General features: G+C 44.2%; 31 protein-coding genes. 6 read left to right on the forward strand and 25 right to left on the reverse strand.

Annotated features, from left to right (window positions below; all coding sequences use genetic code 11):
• Positions 1–29: 29 nt before the first annotated feature.
• The 13 genes from CAG58_RS00725 to CAG58_RS00780 form a co-directional block, all read right to left on the reverse strand.
• The gene (locus CAG58_RS00725; RefSeq protein ID WP_161425782.1) at positions 30–656 is read right to left on the reverse strand and encodes a phage adaptor protein; all 627 of its coding nucleotides are present in this window, start codon (positions 654–656) and stop codon (positions 30–32) included.
• 8 nt (positions 657–664) lie between these two features.
• On the reverse strand, positions 665–1,264 hold the full coding sequence (locus CAG58_RS00730) for a hypothetical protein (protein WP_161425783.1): 600 nt from the start codon (positions 1,262–1,264) through the stop codon (positions 665–667).
• A gap of 3 nt (positions 1,265–1,267) precedes the next feature.
• Positions 1,268–1,693 (reverse strand): hypothetical protein, encoded by a 426-nt coding sequence (locus CAG58_RS00735; RefSeq protein ID WP_161425784.1) that lies wholly within the window; start codon positions 1,691–1,693, stop codon positions 1,268–1,270.
• 56 nt (positions 1,694–1,749) lie between these two features.
• Positions 1,750–2,130, reverse strand: a complete 381-nt coding sequence (locus CAG58_RS00740; RefSeq protein ID WP_161425785.1) for a hypothetical protein — start codon at positions 2,128–2,130, stop codon at positions 1,750–1,752.
• Between the two features lie 37 nt (positions 2,131–2,167).
• A complete protein-coding gene (locus CAG58_RS00745) occupies positions 2,168–3,388 on the reverse strand; it encodes a phage capsid family protein (RefSeq protein ID WP_161425786.1) in 1,221 nt (406 codons plus the stop codon).
• Positions 3,389–3,448: 60 nt separating this feature from the next.
• Positions 3,449–4,447, reverse strand: a complete 999-nt coding sequence (locus CAG58_RS00750) for a hypothetical protein (protein ID WP_161425787.1) — start codon at positions 4,445–4,447, stop codon at positions 3,449–3,451.
• A gap of 151 nt (positions 4,448–4,598) precedes the next feature.
• Positions 4,599–6,671 (reverse strand): portal protein, encoded by a 2,073-nt coding sequence (locus tag CAG58_RS00755; RefSeq protein ID WP_161425788.1) that lies wholly within the window; start codon positions 6,669–6,671, stop codon positions 4,599–4,601.
• Positions 6,671–8,350, reverse strand: a complete 1,680-nt coding sequence (locus CAG58_RS00760; protein ID WP_161425789.1) for a terminase — start codon at positions 8,348–8,350, stop codon at positions 6,671–6,673. Before CAG58_RS00760 ends, CAG58_RS00755 begins: the two co-directional genes overlap by 1 nt.
• Positions 8,347–9,234 carry a terminase gene (locus CAG58_RS00765; protein ID WP_161425790.1) on the reverse strand — a complete coding sequence of 296 codons (888 nt, stop codon included), beginning with the start codon at positions 9,232–9,234 and terminating at the stop codon, positions 8,347–8,349. The genes CAG58_RS00760 and CAG58_RS00765 overlap by 4 nt, the downstream gene beginning before the upstream one ends.
• A 268-nt stretch (positions 9,235–9,502) precedes the next feature.
• Entirely contained in the window at positions 9,503–9,817 is a 315-nt protein-coding gene (gene lysC / locus CAG58_RS17115; RefSeq protein WP_443084103.1) for an Rz1-like lysis system protein LysC, read from the reverse strand.
• Positions 9,702–9,983, reverse strand: a complete 282-nt coding sequence (locus tag CAG58_RS00770; RefSeq protein WP_161429724.1) for a hypothetical protein — start codon at positions 9,981–9,983, stop codon at positions 9,702–9,704. Before CAG58_RS00770 ends, lysC begins: the two co-directional genes overlap by 116 nt.
• A gap of 34 nt (positions 9,984–10,017) precedes the next feature.
• Positions 10,018–10,575: a glycoside hydrolase family protein gene (locus CAG58_RS00775; protein WP_161425793.1), complete on the reverse strand. Its 558-nt coding sequence runs from the start codon at positions 10,573–10,575 to the stop codon at positions 10,018–10,020.
• Complete coding sequence (locus tag CAG58_RS00780) at positions 10,565–10,813, reverse strand: hypothetical protein (RefSeq protein WP_110167310.1); 249 nt, start codon at positions 10,811–10,813, stop codon at positions 10,565–10,567. Before CAG58_RS00780 ends, CAG58_RS00775 begins: the two co-directional genes overlap by 11 nt.
• A gap of 695 nt (positions 10,814–11,508) precedes the next feature.
• Between CAG58_RS00780 and CAG58_RS00785 the strand changes: the two genes are divergently transcribed.
• Together CAG58_RS00785 and CAG58_RS00790 are read left to right on the forward strand one after the other, a co-directional pair.
• Positions 11,509–11,751: a type II toxin-antitoxin system ParD family antitoxin gene (locus CAG58_RS00785; protein ID WP_161429756.1), complete on the forward strand. Its 243-nt coding sequence runs from the start codon at positions 11,509–11,511 to the stop codon at positions 11,749–11,751.
• A complete protein-coding gene (locus CAG58_RS00790; protein WP_161429757.1) occupies positions 11,748–12,047 on the forward strand; it encodes a type II toxin-antitoxin system RelE/ParE family toxin in 300 nt (99 codons plus the stop codon). The genes CAG58_RS00785 and CAG58_RS00790 overlap by 4 nt, the downstream gene beginning before the upstream one ends.
• A gap of 127 nt (positions 12,048–12,174) precedes the next feature.
• Here CAG58_RS00790 and CAG58_RS00795 read toward each other — a convergent pair whose 3' ends face one another.
• A complete protein-coding gene (locus tag CAG58_RS00795) occupies positions 12,175–12,444 on the reverse strand; it encodes a hypothetical protein (RefSeq protein ID WP_161429758.1) in 270 nt (89 codons plus the stop codon).
• A 426-nt stretch (positions 12,445–12,870) separates the two neighbouring features.
• Here CAG58_RS00795 and CAG58_RS00800 point away from each other — a divergent pair, with 426 nt between their 5' ends.
• Both CAG58_RS00800 and CAG58_RS00805 read left to right on the forward strand, forming a co-directional pair.
• Positions 12,871–13,107 (forward strand): hypothetical protein, encoded by a 237-nt coding sequence (locus tag CAG58_RS00800; protein ID WP_237665948.1) that lies wholly within the window; start codon positions 12,871–12,873, stop codon positions 13,105–13,107.
• Positions 13,079–13,831: a nucleotidyl transferase AbiEii/AbiGii toxin family protein gene (locus tag CAG58_RS00805; protein ID WP_161429759.1), complete on the forward strand. Its 753-nt coding sequence runs from the start codon at positions 13,079–13,081 to the stop codon at positions 13,829–13,831. The genes CAG58_RS00800 and CAG58_RS00805 overlap by 29 nt, the downstream gene beginning before the upstream one ends.
• 180 nt (positions 13,832–14,011) lie before the next feature.
• Here CAG58_RS00805 and CAG58_RS00810 read toward each other — a convergent pair whose 3' ends face one another.
• From CAG58_RS00810 to CAG58_RS00855, 11 genes are all read right to left on the reverse strand, one after another.
• Positions 14,012–14,344: a hypothetical protein gene (locus CAG58_RS00810; protein ID WP_161429731.1), complete on the reverse strand. Its 333-nt coding sequence runs from the start codon at positions 14,342–14,344 to the stop codon at positions 14,012–14,014.
• 429 nt (positions 14,345–14,773) lie between these two features.
• Complete coding sequence (locus CAG58_RS00815) at positions 14,774–15,541, reverse strand: TIGR02642 family protein (protein WP_161426197.1); 768 nt, start codon at positions 15,539–15,541, stop codon at positions 14,774–14,776.
• Positions 15,538–15,984 (reverse strand): VRR-NUC domain-containing protein, encoded by a 447-nt coding sequence (locus CAG58_RS00820; protein WP_161426198.1) that lies wholly within the window; start codon positions 15,982–15,984, stop codon positions 15,538–15,540. The genes CAG58_RS00815 and CAG58_RS00820 overlap by 4 nt, the downstream gene beginning before the upstream one ends.
• The gene (locus CAG58_RS00825) at positions 15,981–16,271 is read right to left on the reverse strand and encodes a nuclease domain-containing protein (RefSeq protein WP_161426199.1); all 291 of its coding nucleotides are present in this window, start codon (positions 16,269–16,271) and stop codon (positions 15,981–15,983) included. Before CAG58_RS00825 ends, CAG58_RS00820 begins: the two co-directional genes overlap by 4 nt.
• Positions 16,268–16,864, reverse strand: a complete 597-nt coding sequence (locus CAG58_RS00830; protein ID WP_161426200.1) for a DUF1367 family protein — start codon at positions 16,862–16,864, stop codon at positions 16,268–16,270. The genes CAG58_RS00825 and CAG58_RS00830 overlap by 4 nt, the downstream gene beginning before the upstream one ends.
• A 190-nt stretch (positions 16,865–17,054) precedes the next feature.
• Complete coding sequence (locus CAG58_RS00835; protein WP_161426201.1) at positions 17,055–17,381, reverse strand: hypothetical protein; 327 nt, start codon at positions 17,379–17,381, stop codon at positions 17,055–17,057.
• A complete protein-coding gene (locus CAG58_RS00840) occupies positions 17,378–17,752 on the reverse strand; it encodes a hypothetical protein (RefSeq protein ID WP_161426202.1) in 375 nt (124 codons plus the stop codon). The genes CAG58_RS00835 and CAG58_RS00840 overlap by 4 nt, the downstream gene beginning before the upstream one ends.
• Positions 17,753–17,770: 18 nt before the next feature.
• Positions 17,771–18,604 carry a hypothetical protein gene (locus CAG58_RS16780; protein ID WP_202598159.1) on the reverse strand — a complete coding sequence of 278 codons (834 nt, stop codon included), beginning with the start codon at positions 18,602–18,604 and terminating at the stop codon, positions 17,771–17,773.
• Positions 18,604–18,801, reverse strand: coding sequence for a hypothetical protein (locus CAG58_RS00845; RefSeq protein WP_161426203.1), 198 nt, complete (start codon positions 18,799–18,801; stop codon positions 18,604–18,606). The genes CAG58_RS16780 and CAG58_RS00845 overlap by 1 nt, the downstream gene beginning before the upstream one ends.
• Positions 18,791–19,189, reverse strand: a complete 399-nt coding sequence (locus CAG58_RS00850) for a hypothetical protein (protein WP_161426204.1) — start codon at positions 19,187–19,189, stop codon at positions 18,791–18,793. The genes CAG58_RS00845 and CAG58_RS00850 overlap by 11 nt, the downstream gene beginning before the upstream one ends.
• The gene (locus tag CAG58_RS00855; protein WP_110167330.1) at positions 19,110–19,454 is read right to left on the reverse strand and encodes a helix-turn-helix transcriptional regulator; all 345 of its coding nucleotides are present in this window, start codon (positions 19,452–19,454) and stop codon (positions 19,110–19,112) included. The genes CAG58_RS00850 and CAG58_RS00855 overlap by 80 nt, the downstream gene beginning before the upstream one ends.
• Positions 19,455–19,573: 119 nt before the next feature.
• Here CAG58_RS00855 and CAG58_RS00860 point away from each other — a divergent pair, with 119 nt between their 5' ends.
• On the forward strand, positions 19,574–20,233 hold the full coding sequence (locus tag CAG58_RS00860) for a LexA family protein (RefSeq protein ID WP_337247267.1): 660 nt from the start codon (positions 19,574–19,576) through the stop codon (positions 20,231–20,233).
• Positions 20,234–20,558: 325 nt separating this feature from the next.
• Positions 20,559–23,705 (forward strand): P-loop NTPase, encoded by a 3,147-nt coding sequence (locus CAG58_RS00865; RefSeq protein ID WP_161429732.1) that lies wholly within the window; start codon positions 20,559–20,561, stop codon positions 23,703–23,705.
• The last annotated feature ends 303 nt before the right edge of the window (positions 23,706–24,008 follow it).

Genomic DNA, 24,008 nt, shown 5'->3' on the forward strand with positions numbered 1-24,008 from the left:
ACCAAAATTAGCTGCCATAACGGCTATCATCATGATAGGGCCCGCTCACTCGCTTTAAGTCGGGCCGCTTTTTGATAGTCAGAGTCTGATTTTCCGGTTAACGCCATCTGAAATGCTTGGTAATGAGATTGAGCCTTGGCTTGCTGTGACTCTTGCTGTCCCTCTTTTGAATAAGCACGATAAGTCATGTAATGAAAAAGCAATGCTTCATAAACTTCTGGGATTGGCACTGGTTCATCAATATTCGTTATTCTCAACTTCTCTGCATATTCAAACTCAAGGGAAATGGGGATAGTCGGCTTGGGGAATACGAAGAAAGAGGTTTCATCTAACTCATTTCGTGTCCAGTTTGTCGGTTGCTCATCCTCCATCATTCGCCAGCGCTCATAGTTCTGATTGAGCCGATCAATATCAATATATTGTAATGAGTAACCACCACAATGGTTTACAGAGAGAAGCTTATAAGCTTGCTCTGGCAACACCACTCGTATTTGACCTGGGGTTAAATTGATTTCTGTTATCTTCCTTGCCAGATCGGGACGAACCATGATTAATGCAGATAACCCATCATTGAGGCTAGATAAATGATACTCCTTACTCCAAAACTTAAATTTAGTATCGATAACTTCCTCTGCCACTCGATTGATTAGATCCATTGCTTTCATTAGAAGAACTCTCTCTTTCGGTTACGACGATTAGGGATAGTCTCAACGAGGGCCGATTCCATTCTCCAGCGTTTTGCGTGATTTATCGCTTCAACAAAATTGGTCTCGTGATACAGGCTCAACTTAGCAACGTCTTTCGGCGCACCTGGGCATGAACAAATCAGTGCTGCTGCACCGTGACAAATCGCATGAAGCCAATCGGTAAAGAGTTGCTCAGGCAAAAACTTGGTATCAAGGGTAGGCTCAACGATAGAGGTGATCATTACGTTTCGATAGTCTGATAAGAACCTAAGCTCATCCAGCGACACGAGGTGATAATCCGTCGCTGGCTCTAACGACTCGCCATTTGACGTTACGCTGATAATATCGCACGCCTTAATGCCGCCATCAGTGCTCCTGCTCTCAGCCAATTTGCTAACGGCTTTCACTATCTGGCGATCGAAGACAGAATCAAGTTCACTAACAAAAATCAAGATCCGCGTATCACGACAAAAGCGTATAGCCGCAGTAACCAACGCTTCTCTCGCAACCAGTGGAATGTCCACCGGAACCAGCTTTCTTAGGTAAGGAATAAAGTCGGATACCGGAACTTGTTTCATGGCTTACCCTTTTAGTTCAGCGCGAACACGCTTACGATAATCATCAGCGCTTTCACCGGATTGCTGGCCTTTGATATCAAGACCCGCAGCAACGATGTGAGTATGAATTTTCGCGGCCGCTAACTTAGAAATATCAACGTCTTCACCACCAATATTGACTAAGAACGAAACTTGCTCCGCTTCTAGCTTTGCTTGCTTCTTGAGTTCTTCTTCAAGCGCTGCTTTTTTGGCTTCGGCTTCTTCATGCTCTTTAAGCTTGCCGTCGAGCTCATCAACATGCACAAAGGTGTTTTCAAAGCGCAGTAGGATAGCCGCAGCCTCTTCGGTAACTTCAATGGGCTTTAAGCGCGGGAACACTTGGCGACTACCAGTGATGGTGTCTCGCTTGCGCTCTTTGGGCCCGATATAAACAATCTGAACTTTTGACATAGTTTCTCTCCAAAACAAAAAGGCGGACTATGCCGCCTTTCCTTTGACTGGGTTGGTTAGTAACCTTCGGCTAGGTATTCCACACCCAGCGTTACTGTGCCATTTGCGGTGCCGCCTTTAATGACCAGCGATAAAGGCTGCTTGCTTTCTGTGTATTCCGTTGGAATGAGAATGCTCTCAGCTTTGGCAGCGGACAGAGCCACGCCAGCTTTAACTACTTTGCTACCGACTTTAATATCAGCGGTGACGCCAGCGCCAACGCCGGACGTGATCACGCGAAAGCCGGTGATCTTCATACCAATTTCCAGCTCAATCACTTGAACCTCATCATTGGCAGCAATCGCAGCGAGAGCGACATTAACTTGAGCCAGTGAAACGTTGCCATGCGTACCAACATAAATGCGGTCACGCATGCTTGGGGCTTGATGAATAGCCATAGTGTTTACTCCACAGGGGCGACATGCGCCCCATCAATTAAAAGCCAAGCTTGACCGCAGTATCGAGAACGATGATACCGTGATCATTCACGCGACCTGTTTTGTCAGCGAAACGGATTTTCTTAACACCGTTCATCCAACCAATCGTAATTTCGGTCCGGTTCTGCGCATCCGTTTTCTCTTCGACAATCGAGAAAGAGTTGCCGGATTGAGTTTTACCCCAAGCTGTTGCTAAAGCCTGACCACCCATCAGCATGGCGCGATCAACAGTAGTACCGGCTTCTTTTTCAGACACCGTTGCCAACTTGTCGTTATTCGACACTTTGACTTTCGAACCTTGATTGAATCGGACTGGCATGCCTTTGTACTTACGCACAAGAATATTGCCCATCATCGCGCACTCACCGGCAAAGACAGGATGTTTAAAGTTGCGACCGCGATTTAGCGCAGAGGCAACCAATTGCTGCCAATCTTTATAGCTTGATGTTTTCTTCCAACTATCCCATTGGCGCGGTGTTATATTCAGGAGATAGAAAGGCTCATCACCGGCAAGCTCATCAGCCTGAAAACGAATGGGTTGCAGTGGGTTTGCCATCTCTTCAATAAAAAGGTTGAGGTTATCAACTGACTCCATTGAGAACACATCAGCTTCGTCAAGATCTTCAAAACGAGTCGCGTCGCCGCCGAAGAAGTGACGATCGTGGGTTGGCGGTAGTACGTCATTGACCATGATTTCAGCAAACTCTTCATGTGACTCTTGCGGCACAATGCTATCGATAGCAAAGTAATCACCACGAGCGCCAGCGGCATGAATGATAGAAACTTGGTCTTGCAGGTTGTTGAAATAAGGGCCGAGCAATGTACGGGCAGTTTTACGTAAATCATGCGTTGTACGCTGCTGAGACATTTTACCACCGGCATCAACTTGGTGACGGCCTTGGTTAATGCCCAGCTCAAAGTTGGTAAAGTCCAACGACTCACCGCGCCCTGCGATTTTCTTATCGCCCATGGTAGGACGCTTATTCAAGTGGTGAACAATCTGCATATCGACGGTATCGCCGCCGCCTTTTGATAAGTCTGTCACACGCACAATAGGAGCATGAGCACTGGTTTGCTTCTCCATGCCCTTTTTATCCGGCACGGCTGATTTGGGGATTTCTTCCGTCAGCATGTTCACGAAAGAACGAGCGCGAAGGGTTGAGGTAAATAGACCAACCTCTTGGATCTTACGCGCTTGTTGCTTAGTAATTGTTGTCATTTTCTAAACTCCAGACATAAAAAACCCCGCTCTTTCGAACGGGGTAATGGATTACGGCGTCTACACGCCAGCCATTTCAAGCAATGCTTCAATTTCTGCCTGACTCTTACCTTGCATCATCACCATCAAACTTTCTGTATCAGCGTTTGCTAACTGTTCAAGCTCTGATGGTTGATGCTTACTGGTTGAGCCGATGGCACTAGGTGAAGAAGGCAGAGCACTTTTCGCTTTGCGCTCTACCTCTTCGGCTTTAGCTTTAATATCTTGCTCGCTCAGCTCTGGGGCTTTATCCGGAGTTGGCGGTGACATTGCAGCCTTGGTCAGACTCACCACTTCGGCAAAGCGCTCTGCCAGTGGTTTATCTGCCCATTGCGGATCGGCACGTAACTGCTCATCAATCTCTACCGCTTTACTCCAGCTTTCACCACCTTGATCGCGCCATGCGGATAAATCGGCATTTTGCTCAATCACATCAACAACGGGGTTAACATCTGGCTCGGTAGGCTCTGGTTTGACAACTTGATTTGCGCTTGTTTTAGCGACAATGACCTTCAAGATCTTACCAATCTCTGGGTAATCATCCATCAATGCTTCAAGCTGCTCATCAGAAACAGATAAGTTTTCCGGCAAGTCCTCAGGTTCAACACCGAGCTTTTCCAACTGCTTGTTACGAAGCTCAAGTAAACGTTGAGATTGCTCCCAATCGCTCTGCTTTTTCTGCATCGTTTCAAGCTGCTCTTTGAGCTGCTGCTTTTCTTGGCGCTCACGCTCTAACACGTCATAAGGAATAACGTGCTCGCCATCTTTTGCAGCCACGCCCTTTGGCTTTTGCTCTTCTTGCTGTTCCTGCTGCTCTTCATCCTGTGCGGTTGCCGAGTCCGCAGCATCACTATCGGCTGAGTCAGTATCAGAGCGACCATCAGAGTTTTCGTCGTCTAACTCAATATCGTCATCGTCATGCTCTGAATCGTCATCCAAAACACCATCGATGGAATCAAGCAGCGCTTCCAGCTCTTCAGGGGTTTCATTGCCAGTTAAATTATCTAGATTGATTGTCATTCGTGCTTTCTCCTGTGTAGACGTATCGCTGTCTGTGCGGTTAAACACTCTCGAAAGAATGCTTAACGACAGAAACAAAAAAGCCCCGACCAATTAAGGGCGAGGCTTCACATCGTGGATAAAATGTACTCCACTTTTCGGCGGCATTCAATTACAACGTCAGCGCATCCAATTGCTGTTCAATCATGGTGGCCCATTGATTGCGAATTTGCTGCAATTCTTGGTCCATTCGTTCGATCTCTTGCAGTAGCTTGCCTGTTTCCGCTTGCGTTTTCGCGTCACGATAACGCGCTGAATTAGCCGCGGCCTGTTCTTTTTCAGCTACTGCCATGGATTTTTGTACTTCTGCTTCTAGCTTCTGCACTTTCGCCTCCATCTCACGCATAGCCAACTGCATTTGCGCCTCTTGTTGCTGCTGTTGCGCCTCCATGGCTGCAATTTCTTCTTCGCTCATTTCATCTTGCGGTTTCTGAATGCCGATTGCATCACGCACCCTGTCAATGAATTCTGCTTTGTTTGGAATATCGGTAAGCTCAGCGACGAGGTCGATAACAGCGACTTGCACTTCTGGTGGCATCTGCGCCGTGATTTGCATCATGCGATCGGCAAGCTGCTGCTTGTACGCTGCGGTTTGCTGCACTGGCGCAAGGGCAATGTGCGTTCTTAGTTTTGTAATGTCGTTCGTTAACCCTTCTTCGGTCTCTTGATTGACAATGACTTGCTTACGTTTTCGCGGATCATCGCGATTAATGGTGATCGGCACATTACGTTTACCTTTCATGTCTTCAATGAGGTAGCTAAGAATAAGCTCACCCAGTAACTGACACGAGTAGCGGTAGTTATCGTTAATCTCAGCAAGCGTTGTTGCGCCCTGCTCCACCAAGTTAGCAATAGCAACGCCAGACTGACTGGTTTGGCCTTGACCAAGGAATGCCGCATAAACGCCCATGGTGTCTTGTATGAGCTTCATCGACTCTTGCATGACATTAAACTGCTGCTGAGCGATATTAAAATCTTGCTCAACTCTAAAAGCCTCAGCAACAGATTTGTTGTTTTTACGGTCTGGGTTGAGCTCGATATAGCCATCCGCTCGTTCAACTTCATCTAGCACCTTTTCACGGCTCATATTCGTTGCATCTTTATCAGCGATAACGCGCTTCGCTTGCAAAAGCCAGGTGAGTTTAATGCGTCTAAAGTTAACTTCGTCTTGAGCGGGTATGGCGCGAGCGACGAGACCATAAGGCTCACCATTGGCATCTTTGCGATAACCAAAAAATGGAACGAGAGGAAACAGCCCTTGCGGTGCGTCGCAATCTTTATCGCCTAAGTGATGTGGGCCTGCATACCAACTTTCAATGATCCGGCTTACTTGAGCCATACGAACGTTCGCTTTGCCCATAGCCGCTGCCGTGGCATGAAGCAGATTGTTTTTATCAAACTCAATCACGCGCCCATTTTGCAACTCTATTACTGGTTTTCGCTCCATTGTCCGATAGTAGATCACTTGCAATCGGATACGCTTACGGTTTTGAGAGAGCCATTCTGTTTGCTGGCGACTGTACCCTTTAAACTCTTCATAAGCATTGACAAGATTAGCGTCCATCCCCTCAATGAGATTGGTCTCGACAAACCCATGCCAGCCGTTCGCGGCATTTTTAATGATGTCTTTTTTATCTGGGACTATCGTCATTAGCTCATCAACATCAATCCAGCGACAGCGCATTACCCAGCGAGCATCTGACCAGTCCGATTCTTTTGATAACCAGTCCCAATAGATTTCATCGCGAGGTATGTTTTTGATTTTGTATTTGGGACCAAAGAGATTTTCATTGCGATACACTTCAACCGCGCCAAAGCCGCATTTGATTTGTGACGCATAAGCTTCTGATCTTGCTTTATCTAACTTGGCTAACCGACACACATCCTTGAACTGTTCGTTAATAGCCTCAGCCAATTCATCAAACTCTTTACTCGGATCGTCAGCAAGGACAAGCAGATCCGTCCTCGTCTTAGCTTCCATCCCCAAAACCCCATCGACAGTTGGCGCGATTAAGTTGTGCATAGTCATTGGTTGATTGCGCTCTTTAAGTACCGCAACGACTTGCGGCGCTAGCTGATCGCCATCGTAGTACGCGCACGCTTTGTTTGCATGGGTTCGCCAGTTCGGCTGAGCATCAATATCCGACATAATATTGAGTAGCTTTTGTTGTTCGATTTTTTTCATTAGTGCGCCATCCAGTGTTTAGATTTGTCACGTTGAATTGGAGTATCTTGGTAGGTGACGGGCATTCTTGCTCGCATCTCTTGAGCGATGGCATAGCTCATGACCTGATCGTCAAAGCAGCCTTCTTGAGCGCCCATTGAGCCATTTTTTTGATAGACGTAGGTGGTAATTTCACTGATTGTGCCAATCCAGCGGATCCCGGACTGACGATTGCGAAGTAAGGTTTTTAATCCCTCGGTTAAAATTGGCTTGCTGTACTTGGTTGTGAGCCAGCCAAGCTTGACGGTTTCATCTTCATCCGCTCTATCAATATATTGCTCAGAGTAAATACGGCTGATTTTGTAGTGCTTTTTAAACTCAAGGATAAAGGCATGGCCGTGATTATTTCGCTCTGGTCCTGCATAAGCCCAGTTGTAAAGCTTACCGATGTGCGCTGCGAGCTGTGCAAAAAGCTCGACATCGAGATATCCGTACCAATGGGCCACTTGCTCGCCAGTGCTTCGCTTAACAACGTCAAGACTGCAGCGGTCACCGTGCTCAAGGCCTTCTGCAATATCGATACCCATCGCATAATCTTCATCCTTCTCGGGCAGCTCCCAAACCAGCAGCATGTTCATGACTGAGTTTTGCCCTTGTTCGTCCATGGTTTCTGGCTTATTAGCCTTAACCATGTTGCCCGTTACTGGCTCGATATCGTAGATGATGATTGGATTCATCGTATCGCCTTCGGCTTGCATGGTATGAAGTGAATCGAAGACTCTTCGACCAGACGTTAAGAAAGCTTCAAGCGGCGTAGACGGAAACTCTTGCTTCATCTCATCGCGCTGCTCGGCCTCTTTCAACACGTACCACTGGCGCTGCTCATCATCGATGACACAATTCATAGCGTCTTCGACAGCATCAAAGTACTCTCGCTGAGTTTTGCTCATAACAAGCCCAGACTCAGGAACCTTGGCGCGATACTTTGGATCTTGCCACCACGCGAAGAAATGAAACTTCCAATCCAACTGTGTCAGCGGCTTTTCACTGCGACTCATCTCAAGCGACTTCATCGTCATCGTGTAAAAGTCGCCGCCCACACCCTCTGCAGTAGACTCAATAAAAGCGATACAGCCAGGGTGAACCGCGTTAAGCGTACCGGTGCGAACCTCTTTCGCTTTCGCGGGGTATTTAGCACAGATTTTGCCATGCTCTGAAACGTGTAAACGATGAACCGTGCCTGAACGAAAGGATGTAGCCACTTGAATGCTAGAGCCATGCTCAAAGACAATGAAGCCTCCCGTTGTTCCTGAGCGTCGGCTTTTGACTTTGAATCGCGTCTTAAGCCAAGCTGGCAAGTTATCAAACGGCACCTCAATCTTGGTTCGATAAATCTCACCGGACGCGGATTGATCTTGTGCGATGATCCCGCATTTGAGGTTGTTATTAAAAAGTGCTTCATCAAGCAGATAAATATCAATCGCTGTCGAGAAACCAAGTTGCCGCGCTTTTAAAATGATGTTGAGATACCACATCATCTCAAAGAGAAGTCGCTGAGCAGGCCGAAGTCGGAAGCGAACTAACTGCCCTTGCTCATTCTCGATCATGTAGAGATTATCGAGACGCCACCATTTATCTCTGAGCTTTTCTTCTATCTCGAGACGTTCCGCGTCTGAAACATCTTCAAACTGATGTGTCATTGCAGTTTGCTCATCAAACCATCGCTGCCCATGGCGCGAATATCATCAAGAATTTGTGACACCGGTGTATCATCGCCTTTACCTTCGTTGCTTATCTTGTCAGCCTCAAGGCCAAGTTTGCGAGCAGCATTCTCGACGCGTTTTGTGTCAGCGACGATATGAGGAACTTTAACCGTATCTATCCGTAATCCTGAAAGCGTGCGGGTGATAGATTCAATCCGGCTTGTCAGTGATGCCATTCCGTTGTCGATCCGCGCATAAGACTCATAAAGTGACACTCTATCCTCAATTGAGCTGGCGTTTTTGATGTCACTCATACACTGAGCCAGTGCTTCCGCTCCCGACTGCAAACGGACGCGGCACAACTCCAGCTCATCTTGTAAATCAGCAATAGCGGCTGCATCGAACTTTTCCAGCTCTTCTTCTTTGAAGTACTTAGCGTAAATGCCATGCTTTCTTGCTCTCGCATTGCCTGGCTCTGCTGAATTACTGGGATTTGGATTGCCAGCGTTACCGACTGATATTTTATGGCCTGGGCGAAAACGACCGCTTTCATCTCGTTCACCCAATCCCATGTCATGTTCGTTAGCATTCTTTTGAGGTTGCAACGGTGTGTCATTTTGTTTGTGACCATTTTTCCGCGTCACTTTTTTCTGATCTGCTTTTTGCGCACTTTGCGCATTTCTAATTTGCGCAGAGTGTTTTCTTGCGTTTTGCGCAGTGCGCTGCGCAGTTTCATCGTGCGCAGTCTTGCGTACTTTGATGTAGCGACGTGCGGAGTTGTAATTGAGCCCTTGAGTTTCGCACCACTCTTTTGCCGATATGCCAGTTCTCGCGTGGGCAACTTCGAATTTCTTTTGTAATAGTTCCCAGTTGTTTGACATGTCACTCTCTTAGTTCTTTCTTGGCTGCTCGTTAGAGAGCTCTCCCTCTACTACCCAATCCCCTATAACCGGACGATGGGTAGTTGGAATGCAGATACGCTCACCCGACGAGAGTCTTACCCGGGCTGATTGGCCGTTATAGCCAATAACAGCGTTAACTTTGCCTGTGCGCTTTGCTTTCATCAGTTTTGTAGCTCTCGTGTTAAACATAATCGGAGCCACTACCCGAATGGCTCCTGTTATGTCTATTCTTGTGCGCCAATATCATTCAGCCTGGTTTATTCTTGAGGGTTCTCCACTTGAGATACTCATCAGTTTGAGCGGCGCACTCGCTGAGCGCTGATTTCAGTCTCGGAATATCTTCAGTAACGACTTCTGGCCATGTACCAATCACTTGCGGCTTATAGCATGGAAGGATTAATCCTTCTGGCGGGAGAATGTATTCAGTAACCACTATAGGGTCTGGTTTAATAGGGCTCGCGCAAGCGTTCAGTAACAGTGGGAGGGACAACGCAGCGACTATCCGCCATCTCGTCCCTAAGCTGTGTGATTTCATTACGTAGACTCTCTTTTTCTTGCGCATTTCGCTGCGCTCTTTCAGTGAGTAGTTGACTCATGCGCTCGCGATCGTCACTTATTTGCTGATTGATTGTGCGCTGCACATGAAAATTCGCTCTTGCGATCGCGGCTCTTTCGCTGAGCATGATGATTTCCGCTCGTTGCGCTTTGAGCTGTATCCACATAGACACAAGGATTACCCCGAAAATACCGGTGATGATGAGACTAGTGCGCATTGAGCTGTTCGATGATTTCACTATCAAGTGGAAGCTGACCTAGCCTTATGAGCGCATCGTTAATTGATATCTGCCCAAGACAAAGTTGGGTTACGACTTCTCTGCGAGTCACAATCCCTCGGCAGTTCCACTGCGGATCGCGGCAATTGCGAAGCTCACCGTTGATTCGCACATAAACCCAGCGATTAGGCTCCATACAGGCATTTGGGTAGTCAGCGTTCTGCAGGTAGCGATACATCGTGCTGTGGCTAAATGCGCCAGTGCCGAGGTTGTAAGACATATCCAGTGAAGCGAGGTGAACATTGGCGGGTAAGCGTTGGGGAATTTTCTCAAGTGGGGCGTTGTGTTTGTTGAGAGACTGAATAAACATCACCTGACACTGCTCATCCGTAAACTCGTCACCGGATTTGATATTAAGCGTTTCGCCCCAGCACGCGGTCCACACTCCCCCGCTATCTTGGTATGCGATGCGGTTGTAACCCTCAAAACCGCCCGTTATACCGATAGCAGCTCCGATTAACGCCGTAGTCAGCTTGTTATAACGCATTGGCGAGTCGCTTAGTGACGCGGATACGATAGAGCGTAACCACAATACCGAGAGCGCCCATAACGATACCGGCTATCGTAGCGATATCAGAGCCGTAGAGTGTGTAATCACCCGCTAATATCTGTGAAATACTGGAATTTAACAAAGATTGCGCACTTTGCGCAGATTTAGCGGCACTGACTCCGACCGTCGTTCCAGTGCCAGTGGCGATAGCAATCGTGGCTTTATCTAGTGACATTGTCACCCCCAAATGACAGGCATAAAAAAACCCCGCCGAGTGGGCGAGGTTGTGCATCTTGTAAACATTTTGCCTGATTTTTGGGTTCAGTCAATGACGGCTTTCAATACAATAAAAGTTTGTTTTTATTGATCCAACCAAGCCCAATCAACTGCAATGTCTAAGCTGCCTGTGCGGCAGTGAACAGGGATATATGGCTAACGCAGCAACTATAGTTTTTCTAAGCTGCCTGTGCGGCAGTGAACCTGAAACACCGAAGTCAAACATGCTTTTTATCTTTCTAAGCTGCCTGTGCGGCAGTGAACCCACCTCGTTGATTGGATAAATCTGCGCATCATTTCTAAGCTGCCTGTGCGGCAGTGAACCTATGAAACTATAACAGTAACTTATTGTTAATAATGGTAATTACATCAAATTTATCAAAATAACCCTTTATTTTTTATCCAATTTATTACTTATATAAATCAACAGCTTAAATGCAAACAAAAAAAAGAGGGGTAATTTTATTACCAATTCACGCTGTTTTTTAAAGAGCGAACAACGGAATACCGATGCAACCGTGATCACAAAAAAACCAACGCATAGTAAAAATACCGCGCGTTGGTTGTCCCTCTTGAAGCGCTTGTATGCGACTTGCCTTTGAAGCCACTTAATACCATAATTAGGTACTTATTGGTACTTTTGGGGATAAATTTATGGCTAAGAACACAAGTATTACCCTTGGTGAACACTTTGATGGCTTTATTACAAGCCAAATTCAAAGTGGGCGTTATGGCTCTGCAAGTGAAGTTATTCGCTCAGCTTTGCGTTTACTCGAAAACCAAGAGACTAAACTGCAGACTCTCCGTCAACTACTTGTTGAAGGTGAACAAAGTGGTGACGCTGATTATGACCTTGATAGTTTCATCAATGAACTTGATAGTGAAACTAATCGATGAAACCATTTAATCTTACAACTGCAGCCAAAACCGATTTACGTGATATCGCTTTATTTACTCAACGCCGTTGGGGCAAAGAGCAGCGAAACATCTACTTAAAGCAATTTGACGATTCATTTTGGCTTTTGGCTGAAAATCCCGACATCGGCAAATCATGTGATGAAATTCGAGATGGTTACCGTAAATTTCCTCAAGGTAGCCATGTGATTTTTTATCAGCAAACGGGCAGCCAACAGATTAGAGTCGTCCGTATTTTACATAAGAGTATGGATGTTAACCCAATCTTTGGAACTTAACGCCCGGTTCAGGGGCAGACAACGCTACTACCAAGACAACACCGTAACCACAAAAATAAACGCATTAAAAAAATGCAACGCGTTGCGAATCCCTCTTGAACAGTTTGTTATGTGCGTACTCTTTGAGTTAGCAGAGTCTCCAAGGACCAGACTCTACCACCTGAACAACTACACCTTCTTGCTCAAGCTGTCGTAGCAAAGCTACTAGCCAATATTGTTGGTTCGATGTGCTTGCTTTACGCTGCTCTCCCCAACCAAGACCACAACGCCTAAAAATTTCTGCCTGCTTCATTCCAAGGCTGTTTGGGGAGCAGTCAGGATGACTTTGCATAAACTCAACGACTAAACCTTTGGCGTGATTTCGTAACAACTCACCTTTTGACTCGAAACTATCCATACTGAACACCTTTCCACTTTCGGCTTTGACGTAACTTAATCATAGTAAATTTCCTAATTTCTAGGCAAAAGCACATAACGCCGCGTTAAGGGGTGAGCAACGCAACCACTAACTCACCGCATTACACTAAAAACCAATAAAGCAAAACAGTTAACCATTGACAGCCTAACACCTGACCGTGGTAAGCTAAGCTTACCACGGTCAGGTGTTAGGCTCGTTAACTTTTTCTGAATGTGTTGCTCGGCTATACAATAAAGCAAGTCTACTGTATGATTCAGGCATAGTATAAATAATTTGCTTTAAACACCTTGCTCTGGTAGTGTGGTGTTCAGCACCACACTACCAGAGCAAGGTGTAAAGACAGTTGCTTTTGTATAAAGATATTAATCTATACTTAAGGTAGCTACATTTTTTGGGTACACTCATATGACAGAGATGATTGGAGTATTTATGGGAAACATTAATAGAACTCATTATCATGAACTAAATCTGCTTCTTTGGGATATGCACAAGAAATTCATTGCGCCTAAGACTGCATTTGAACTATACGAAAAACGTTGGGGATATGTGGATAAAGAAAAACTTACAACCAAAGAAAAAAATCTAATCAACCTACTTATTAACGAATTTGGTAATGGCTGTTTTATGCCAGCAACACATTGATATGTCTAGATATAACCTACAATATCATAAAATTATAGAATCAGCGTTATACAATTTTGACGCTGATTTTTTTTGCGCAAACAACATAATTTTCGGCGGTGGTACTCGTATAGCTCTTGAGCTTGATGAGTACCGCGAGTCAATTGACATTGATTTTCTTTGTCCAAACAAGGCCTCGTATCGAGCAGTTCGTGGGACTGTAAATAACATTCAACTCAACGAGCTCGTAACCACTGAATTTGAATATGCTCGTGAAATACGTTCTGATCGTGACGCAGTAAGGACTGTCATAAAGCACACTGACACATACATAAAACTCGAATTTGTTAGCTTCGCAGATTATGACCTTGCGTTTGACTTCGATAAGGATAGATTTCCCGTCCCATTTTTGGACAAGCAATCGTGCTTCTACACTAAGCTTCTAGCTAACAGTGATAGGAAACTACAAGAGCCATATAAAGATATTTTTGACATCCTTGCAATGTATGCAGCTTGGGGAAAAATCCCTGAACAAGCAATTGAATCTGCAGAAGAGTACTACAGTAAAAGAGCTATTATTCCTGATTTAATAAAAGCACTACAAGATATTGTTGATAATAAAGATAAATACTTCCGAGCTGCAAATAATGTAAAAATGAAAGCAAATTGGGCAGAGGATATTATTAAGGTACAAGCGCCCAAATTATTAGACGAAATGAAAGAACTACTCGCCTCAAGAGAATGAGGTTTTTCAATACCAAAATCCGCTTAATGCGGATTCTTTCACAGTAGAATGTGCAAACTAACGCCCGCTTAAGGGGCAGACAACGCCACTACCAAGCTTCCGCATAACACCGTAATCACAAAAAACCAACGCATGACATAAATGCCATGCGTTATAAATCTCTATTTTGTTGTATTTATTTTATAAATCTATCCATTTCAGTGTACAGTTTCCATCATCATCTGGATAGTCATCATCAAAACCAACCGTTACCCCACGTGATGAAACCTTTGCAGTAATAGCCACTTGTAACATTCTCTCGTCAGTAACATTGAGTATGACGTGCCCATCTGAGTTAACTTTACAGTTTCCTGCATTTGTAAATTCATGCACCACATGCAACAACAGAAAATTTCTGGTAGGTTCAGACATATGATGAACACGAACCGAATGTATCGCTCCTGAAGCTGTATACAGTTGTGCAACAGAACTAAAAGAAAGTACTGAAAGCAGTACAAAAAGTAATTTTTTCATTTCCACTCCAAAGATTAATTGAATATAACGTCCTGTTAAGATTTGAACAACACAACATCAAGGCCACACTGTTCATCTTAACTAATAAAAACAAACACATAACAAAAATGACATGCCTAGCGAACATCTCAACTATTCACTTGCATTTGGTCTTTCAACTCTGCTTTTGGAGCGTCACAACGTCCCCTTAGCTCTCCTCCCTAAAAGACTCTATTGACCGTAGTGCACTGTTTCATTCGAAGTATCTACAGCCCTCTTATCACAATATTGTTTTCTTGAACTAAAAAACACAAGCTATTGATATATAACATAATTATCAAATAAGCTTACGGACAGAATATTCCATCAGTTGAATTAATTGTGAAACTAGAATATTCAAAATAAGTGCAATAGGTCACATATTAAGCCCAAATACTCCGCTTATATCCCCTAAAGCACCGTCCTTTCTGCCATCAGTCTGTTTTCCAGCGCATCTGCGGCATTTAGCTCGCACTGACAATAAAACGAAACAAGATCGGTGATCACCGGCTGATAGGTTCTAGTAAAATCTTGCTCAGTGATACGCGCTCCCATCTGTCTAAACTCTGAGTAAATACGCTCTCGCGTTGGTTTAAAATAACCAATCCCATCACACGCATCACATCCCTTGTTGGCGCTAATGCCAGTCCCACCGCACTTTGGGCAACTCAGGGACTGACTTGCTTTTAGCTCTGCATAGGATAAAAGCTGCTGCTTTTCTTTTTCGATGTCATCAAGATGCCTATCTATCATGTACTGCAACTTAGCATTACCTGAACGCTCCATAGATTTAATGCGCTCGCGCCATGTTGAAATAAGCTTTTGAGAGCGTCTTGCCCTTCCTCCATATTGCTTATGCAAGGAACGTAATTTAACGCGCTGAGAATGAAGCGGTTTTTGCATTACTAGGCAATAAACGATATGCGCAACAATTGAAGTGTGAGCAACGTGCTCTTGCTTTACCTTATCGAGAATATGCGCAGACAAGGTTTTCTCTGCAGCAAGGTCGTTAAGATAACGCGCTTCAATAATCACCCGTCCTACAGGATACCCATGCAGCTCTGTTGATATCGCCCCAAGTATCACATCTGGCGTTAATCGTGTTCGTCCTGATTTTCTTTCGATGAATATTGGCTTGGGGGAGTGTAACTTGCTCAACAATTCCACGGCATAACTCATAGATCACCTGTCATATACTCAATAATTACTTGTTTTGCTTGCTCAGCACCCTTCGGAAATACGGTGAGATACCCTTGCTTGATGAGTTTTTCGCTCATTGCCTTTTGCGCGTCAGAGATAGTTGAGCGGTAGGGTTCTGGCGCTTTCATTTCGATGCGTAAGCCGTGGTAACCACATCTGGCCACATCAAATACATAATCGGCATAACCGGAAGTGCCGCCCATCTCGATAAAGTCTTTGCGCGCTTTTGGGCCTCTCTTCCCCTCATTGGGAATGTGAGTGAGATAGTCAGCAATCATAATCTTGTCGATCACCGTATTTTGCGCCCATTGATAAAACGCTCGACACTCAGCGGTTTCTATCTCGCGCACTTTACGCTTAGCCTTATCACCAACCATCGTGACATGCTTTCCGGCTATCTTCTCAATATCATAAGGATTCATGAAAATGCCAAAAGCCCCTGTTCAATCATGCTCTCTTGAGTCTCTTCCACCGCTCTTAGCTTGTCTGCGGCATAAGCCTCCCTACCTCGTCGATCAATCTCGGCATGGCAATCAGAGCAAGCGTAAACCACCATGTTGTCACCGGCTTTAATTCCCATACCTCGGCGAACACCAATATGCGCAGCCACTGTAGTTTCAGGATTGAAGTTACAAATACCCACTAAGCGCAAAGTGCATGGCTTACCGCGCGCCGACCGCATGATTTTTTTACTACGAACAAGTGTCATACATACCCCAACATCTGATCCACCACATTTTCCATCTCTGCTTCACTGCCGAGATAACCGCCTGGCCTTACAATTTGATTCCAAATCACATTGAACGAGGCACGGTAAAGCTCGTTAAATTCGTGATCATCCATGTTGGCAAAGCTGATGGATTTCGGCTCTTTGCGAATAGCCCCATTCGGAAGCATGATCACCGAGTAGAAGCCAGCCTCCACAACGACCCAACGTCGATAAGCAAGAAAACTTTTCTCCGTCGCATAGCTAGATCTTTTTTCTCTCAACTTAGTCGTGAATGCTTTTTGGCATTCCTCAAGCACGTCTTCATAACCCAGTAGTTCAGATAAGAAGCAGGTATAGTTATCCAGCAGCTTGTTTTCGCTTGGGCATAACGTGCCACCTATTGGCTCCCAATAGTCAAAACCTAGCTTGAGTAGCGCCATGTATTTACGATGAAATTGCGGATTTCGAACCTTATTAGGTAGCTTGGGAAACTCAATCACATCACCAACGCGGTAGCGTTTTAATATTTCATCATCTTCTGGTGAGAGAGGGGCCAATCCTCCCGTTTTGCTTCGAACAAGAGATAGGCTCATTCGTCATCTTCCCGATCGTTACGCTGAGACTCACCCGAAATGCAATACAGCGTATAAGCAGAAACACATGCGCAAACATAAGAGCCTATTGCTTTCCACCCATCGGACAGTTGAGCGTTGCTAAGCAAGAATCCCGTTGCAATAGCAACAATGGACACAATAAAAAACATCGATAACAAACGAGACTTAATCATACTTCCACCCCGATTTTCTCTGCGACTTGCCAGACGGTCTGTGCCGGAACTAGACGATAGCGCCACACCTGTTTTTTGTTCACCACTTGCAAGTTTTTCTGTTTCACTAACCCGTGTTTTGAGGGACTGACTTCTCGAAGCCTTGCAGAAATGGCCGCTTGGGTATCCCTGTCTGGATAGTGCGCGTGGATCATCTCTTCAATCTCACGCAGCGTATGCCAACCACCACTGGTCACCATGACCGCGACGACTCGACCAAACTGTGAAGAACTGAAATTGATCCGCTCAGCGTACTTGCTACGCTTCCACTGCTCTAAACTCATGCTACCCGCCCCTTTTTCATGCTCGCCGTCCAATGCTGAAAAAGCTGCTTCGAAACGTGTCTGTCCTTGTCGATGTCATAACACCAGTTCAGCCAGTGATTAACCACGGCTCTGGTTGGCAACAGCTGATAACGGTAAATCCGTATATCGTGACTTTTGGCAAGCTCGAGCAGTGTGTTGACGTGTTTACTTGGCGCACCGTTTTGGGTCCATTCTCGAACCGCTCCGTAAGACACATTGCAAACTCGCGAAATGTGGAAGATGGCGTCTCCCCGTTCCATCGGCATCAATCGAATAAGTGAATTTATTGCATTCGCTTTCAGCTCGTTTCGCATGAGCCGATATTCTTCATCGGTAAAATTAATGGTCATTGGTCGTTACCTTTAAAATCAAAACGTTGGTTTTTTCCCTTGCTCAATCAGTTGCTGCCGAAACCGCTCCGAGGGGCTCAGTTTTGGCCAGCGATCGAGTCGAGGCGGTTTTTTAGGTGGCGAGTTCGGCTCTGTCATCGTTGGGGCGATTGGCACAAGGCGTTCAATCCAATCCACTTCAAAGCCTTGCCAGCCTCGTTCAGCGCAAAGGCCCAGTACATCATCGACGCTCATGCCGAGTCGTTGGTGTGCCTCGAAGAGTTTTGATGCCAGTCGGTTGATCACGGTTTGAGTGATGGGCGCTCGTTTTTTGTCACGCATGATTTTCCAGTCACGGAAGATTTGATCGCTCGGAGGTGATGGCCAGCAAGAAAAATCCAATTCTGGTTTTTTTGGTTTACTTTTTTCTTTACTGATCTTGGTACTCTGATCACTGGTATTCTTATATGCGGGATTTTTTTCCCTACCTAGTGGGGATTTTTCTCCCGACCTAGTAGGGATATTTTTCCCGCCTTGGTCGGGATTATTTTCCCCACCTCCTTCATGTTTATTCCACTGTTTTCCTTTGTCTGTTATTCGAACAAGAGGGCGATTTTGATGAGTGATACGTTCAATTAAGCCTGCCTTTTCAAGTGCGGCCATGTGTCTTTTCACCGTATCAGGCTTATCCGTCAGGATAGGAAGCTCACAAATGACTTTATCTTTGCCTGACCACCAAAATGCCTCCCCATTAATGACCGTACATTTCCCCCACGTGGGGAGATCATGTAAGTAGCTAAATAGAATGGCCTGCTGAACATTCAGCCCCCATTCCATTGCTTTAGCTTGATTAATAAATAGGGAAAAGCGCATCAGTGCACTCCTTCAACTTTCCTCGAAAAATCAAAGGGATTATCAGTCCCCGACCCTAGCATTTGTTCAGCCATTCTTGCGCGGATCTGATCGCGGCGTTCGCCAGAATAAATAGCGGCTTGCTCAACGACTAATTCCACAAAATCGCTATGATTAAGAGCAGGCTTTCTCGCCTGCCCTACCGTGTTATTGCTCATGTTGATATTTAACCCCGCGATCGTGTGATGAAGAGATGTGAATGACGGTATAATCACCATTCACGGTATATGGTTTGTGGTTTTCGAGTTGTTCGAAGAAATCCAGCCGTTCACCTCCCATTTTTTCCCATGCACTCATTACCCGATCTTTTAAATCAGGCTCACTGTTTAAAAGCGCGATCACCGCCTCGATCACCAACACATTACAAAGCACCGCTTTCTGAGCGCTGACTTCATTAGCTATCGCGGAAAGAAACGCACTCTCACCATAAGTAAAACGTGTCTTAATTTGTGCAACCCGCACTTTGTCAAACGGCAGTCCTTCCATGCCGACCGTGCGGTTTATCTTTAAGTTCTCGATTTTTTCTAGGATGTTGGTCACTTTCATTGGTCGTTACCTTTTGATAGGGGCCGTCTAGCGGCTTGCTTGTGGTTAAACTATTTTTATGTTTTGGGTTGGGGAATACGTCATCGAATGAACAATGTGCGCCGAGTTGGTTTAGAGCATTAACAATCTTCCAACACTGATTGAAATCCGGAGTCCTTCTATTTGACTCATAGTGATAAACGGCACCTGGCTCAGTTCCAATCATTTCAGCTAGGTCATTAACAGAGATATTTACCTTTTTTCTTATCTCTCTAATTTGCTGCATTTTTCCACCTCCGGTAGCACCAAACCAACAATATACATTATGTACACAACACCATCAACATAATGTACATAGTGTGCGTTGCCTGTTTTTGTACATTTTGTATATTTAAGAGTATGAAAATGAATTGGACAGATCTGGTAAAAGCCAGAATTAAAGAAGTGGGGATAACCCAAGAAAAATTGGCCGAGTTAGTTGAAGTAACTCCTGGTGGGATGGGTCATTGGCTAAATAAAAGGCGCGAGCCTTCCTTAGAACAGATCGCAAAAATACTAAAAGCATTAAAGCTCGATTCATTAACTTTGCACTCTGACGGGACTTTAGAATATCCCGATCAAGTAATAGCCAACGTGTCTAAGGTAGAGATTCAACCTGTATATAAGGCATGCTTTCCTGTACTTAGCTCAGTTCAGGCCGGTGCATGGACAGAAGCTTGTGAACCTTACATCTTGGCAGATATTAGTGAGTGGCATGAAACTACCGAGAGAACCAGCGAGCGCTGTTTTTGGTTAAAGGTGGAAGGCGACTCAATGACATCTGCAACGGGAGTTAGTTTCCCCGAAGGGACGTTAGTATTAGTCGATACTGAGCGTGATCACGAGAATGGCTCTTTAGTGGTAGCGAAGCTAGAAGACGTCAACGAGGCTACTTTCAAAAAGCTAGTCCTTGATGCTGGCCAGCGCTTTCTAAAACCCCTAAATACCAACTACCCTATCATGTCTGTGAATGGTAACTGCCGCATCATCGGTGTGGTTGTGGATGCTAAGTTAAAACTATTTTAAATAGCTCTCAGTTTTATCGATTGAGAATCAACTAGATCCAGCTTCACTTCGTTGAGTATTCGAGAGCCTACTAGCAAGTTTCTGCCCCATTATCAGTTAACGTATTTACTCTAACGTGGTTTTGAATTATCCACTTTGTAATAAAAAAGCTAATGCAAAGTGGATAGGTTATTTTTTCGCACATCTACAATGGTGATACACTGCAATATCACCTCTAACTAAGTGACCAAATTCACCGTACGACTACAAACACACAATTTAATCTCATAGATATGCTAGATTACCAACATAAACAAAATTAGTTAGTTGGCATATATGAGGCGATATGGATATTCCTGATAACTTAATCAATGAGATTAAAAGAGGTAGAGTTGTTCTTTTTTTAGGTGCTGGCGCCTCAATGGGTAGCATTTCAAAATCTGGCAAAGAGATGTTTAGTGCGAATGCATTGCGCGATAAGCTGTGCGAAAGGTTTCTTGGGGACAATGATAAGGATCTCTCCTTAGCCTCAGTAGCAGAGCTTAGTATTTCTGAGTCAGATAAAGTAACGGTTCAGCAATATATCAAAGAGCTTTTTGAAGACTTTGAGCCCTGTGACTTCCACAGGAAGCTTCCGAAGTACAAATGGTCTACGGTTTTTACAACCAATTATGACCTCCTCATCGAAGGTGCTTATGATGTTTTCGAGCAAAAATCTCAGCGTCTAGTTCCAATTATTCGAACGACCGACCGAATGGACTCTATGGTTAAACCAGATGAAGATCTTGCGTATATTAAATTGCATGGATGTATTTCTAGAATTAATGAAACCGATCCCGAGTTGATTTTAACAGCAGATCAATACGCAACACATCAGAAGAAAAGAAATACACTATTTGAGCGTCTTAAATCACTGGGAACGAGCCATACAGTACTTTTTATTGGGCATAGCTTAGAAGATTCGGATATCCGGGCTGCCTTATCTGAAATTCAAGATTTAACGGATAGTAGGCCTAGGTATTATGCTTTAATGCTTGGGGGGTCAGATAGACAGAAAAGGTTGTGGGAAAGTAAACGAATAACCATTTTAAACGGAACCTTTAAAGCATTTATGGACTCTTTGGATTCTCAAGTTACGGATATCGAGAGAGCCTTGATATCAATCTCTGATAAACAGCACCCAATAGAAAGAAAGTTTGTTAATAACGATTTTTCTCTTACACCTCAAGCTTTATCTGAATTGAACAACTCGCTTAGATTTGTAGATGGAGCGATGCCTTCTGACACCGTAGACCCAAAAATGTTTTATAAGGGGTATTCTCAAAGCTGGACACCAATAAGCCAAGAATTGGATGTTCGTAGGAAAATCTCAGACGAAATAGTATCTGACATTATTTTGATAGATGAGAATGAGCGAAACTCACAATCTTTTGAACTGTATCATCTGAGTGGATTCGCTGGTTCTGGTAAGTCAGTAATTTTGCGGCGGGTAGCTTGGGATGCAGCAACTGATTACGATAAGATCTGCTTATACTGGGATTCCAATGAACGGCTGCCTTTTAAAGCTTTGCTCGAAATCGCTGAAAAAGTGGGTGAGCGAATTTTCTTATTTGTAGACAATGCTTCAAGCCATGTGTCTGATATTTTGGCCTTGAATCATAAATTTAATCAGGCTTCGTTACCTTTGACCTGCATAGCCGCTGAAAGAACTAATGAGTGGAATATCGAATGCTCTCCACTTCAATCTCTATTATCAGATAAGCTTGAAGTTGGATACCTCTCAATAAAAGAGATCGATAGACTTTTAGAGCTACTTGAAAGGCACAATGCTCTTGGAGAACTAAAGAAGTTGTCTCCTGAAAAAAGGCGAGAAGCATTTTCTGAAAAAGCTGGACGTCAATTACTTGTGGCGTTGCATGAAGTTACTATGTCAAAGTCATTTGAGCAGATTATTCGCAACGAGTACGACAACATTGTTCCAAGGAAAGCTCAACTCATTTATAGGACTATCTGTATTATGAATAGGTTTGATGTTTTGGTTCGAGCCGGAATCATAAATCGAGTCCATGGTGTAAGTTTTACGGATTTTACCGACCGATTTTTCTCTCCTTTAGAATCAGTAGTCAAAGTTATCAAATATGACGTAGCACAAGACCAAGCTTACGTTTCTCGCCACCCAATCATAGCAGAGATGGTGTTTGAATACTCTATGGGTTCAGAGGAAGAGCGGTTTGATACTTACTTGTTATTACTAAAAAACTTAGATATTGGCTATAGCCCCGACAGAACGGCATTTCGTGAAATGATTAAATATAGAAATTTATCGGGAGTTTTTAGCTTACACGAAAACATAGAAACCATTTACAAACAAATAGAAGATGTTTGTGGTGATGATGATTTCTATTATCAGCAAGTGGGCATATTTTATATGCGAAGTAAGGCACCTAATTTTGTAAAATCTGAGGAGTATTTGAACCTTGCAGAGAAATTTGGTGAATTTAATCCATCAATTCAACACTCTCTTGCTGAACTAGAGCTAGCTAGAGCTAAAAGAGCTACGGGCTTGGACAAAGATAGGCTCCTAAATAAAGCAGACCGTTTAGCGAAAGAGATATCAAACAAAGATAAAGTTACTTCGCATTCATTTGATACTCAGTGCAAAATTGCACTTCAAAGACTTGAAGATGTAATTCAATTAGATGATGAAGAGCTGTTGACTGATGCTATAAAAAATACAGAAGCTGTCATTCAAAACGCCTTGAAGAAGTTTCCTGATGATGAGGTGATTTTGTCGGAAGAAGCTGCTTTTGCCCAGTTAATTTCAGATGACCAGCGCTCAATGAGGGCGTTGGAAGCAGCACACAAGATAAATCCTGCGAATGGAGCTTTATCTAACAGGCTTAGTAAAATATACCTATCTTGTTCACCTCCTGATATAGAAAAAGCAAAAGAAATTTTGAATAGAACACTAGATGCAAGCCCCCTAGATAAAAATGCTCATGCTGGAATTGCTAGTATATTTTCGATTTACGAACCTAGTGAAAAACAGAGTGCGGAACATCATTGGAGAAGGTCATTCACAGATGGGGATAGCAATGTGTTAAATCAGTTATGGTATTGTAGGCAGTTGTATATAAACGCTAAGTACGACGATTATCTTGACCAGCTCAGTAAACTTAAATTGATTCGATTACCACCGAAAACTAAACATGCTATCAGAGGATTGTTGTCAGGGAACAACGATGAGCCATTACTTATATCAGGAAAGATCGTCAACAAAACATATTCTTTCTGTTTATTAGAAGCGACTGGCTACTCCGGAGTTCACTTTTTACATCAATCTAATTGTCCATCTGATATATGGAATAATCTGAGCTGTGGTGACACATTAGAATACAACCTTGGTTTTACATTCTCTGGTGCTGCTGCCGTCATTAAACAGAAGTCGCAAAAAGAGGAAAAAGCTGTATTGGAAGCAATTTTAGAACCGTGAATTTACTGTGTGAATGACAACTTTTGTCTAAAAGCTTTCACTTTGTAACATGCACATCCATGCTAAAGAACCTGAAATGGTTCCACGATAAGATAAGCTCATACATTTCATGTCGAAGCAAATATGCATACAAGCATTTAAGGTTTTAATATACTTTTTCTTATACAAGTCAACCAAGTTAGAATTGGTACTCTAACTTGGTTTTGTCCGTGCGACCTGAAGTCGTATGAAGCGTTGTTCACCACGACAAGAGTGAACCATCTGTATCACCAGATGACCCTAGGATCCTGAATAAAGCAGCGG

It is taken from the genome of Vibrio sp. V31_P5A7T61 (assembly GCF_009904895.1).
GTDB lineage: Bacteria > Pseudomonadota > Gammaproteobacteria > Enterobacterales > Vibrionaceae > Vibrio > Vibrio metschnikovii.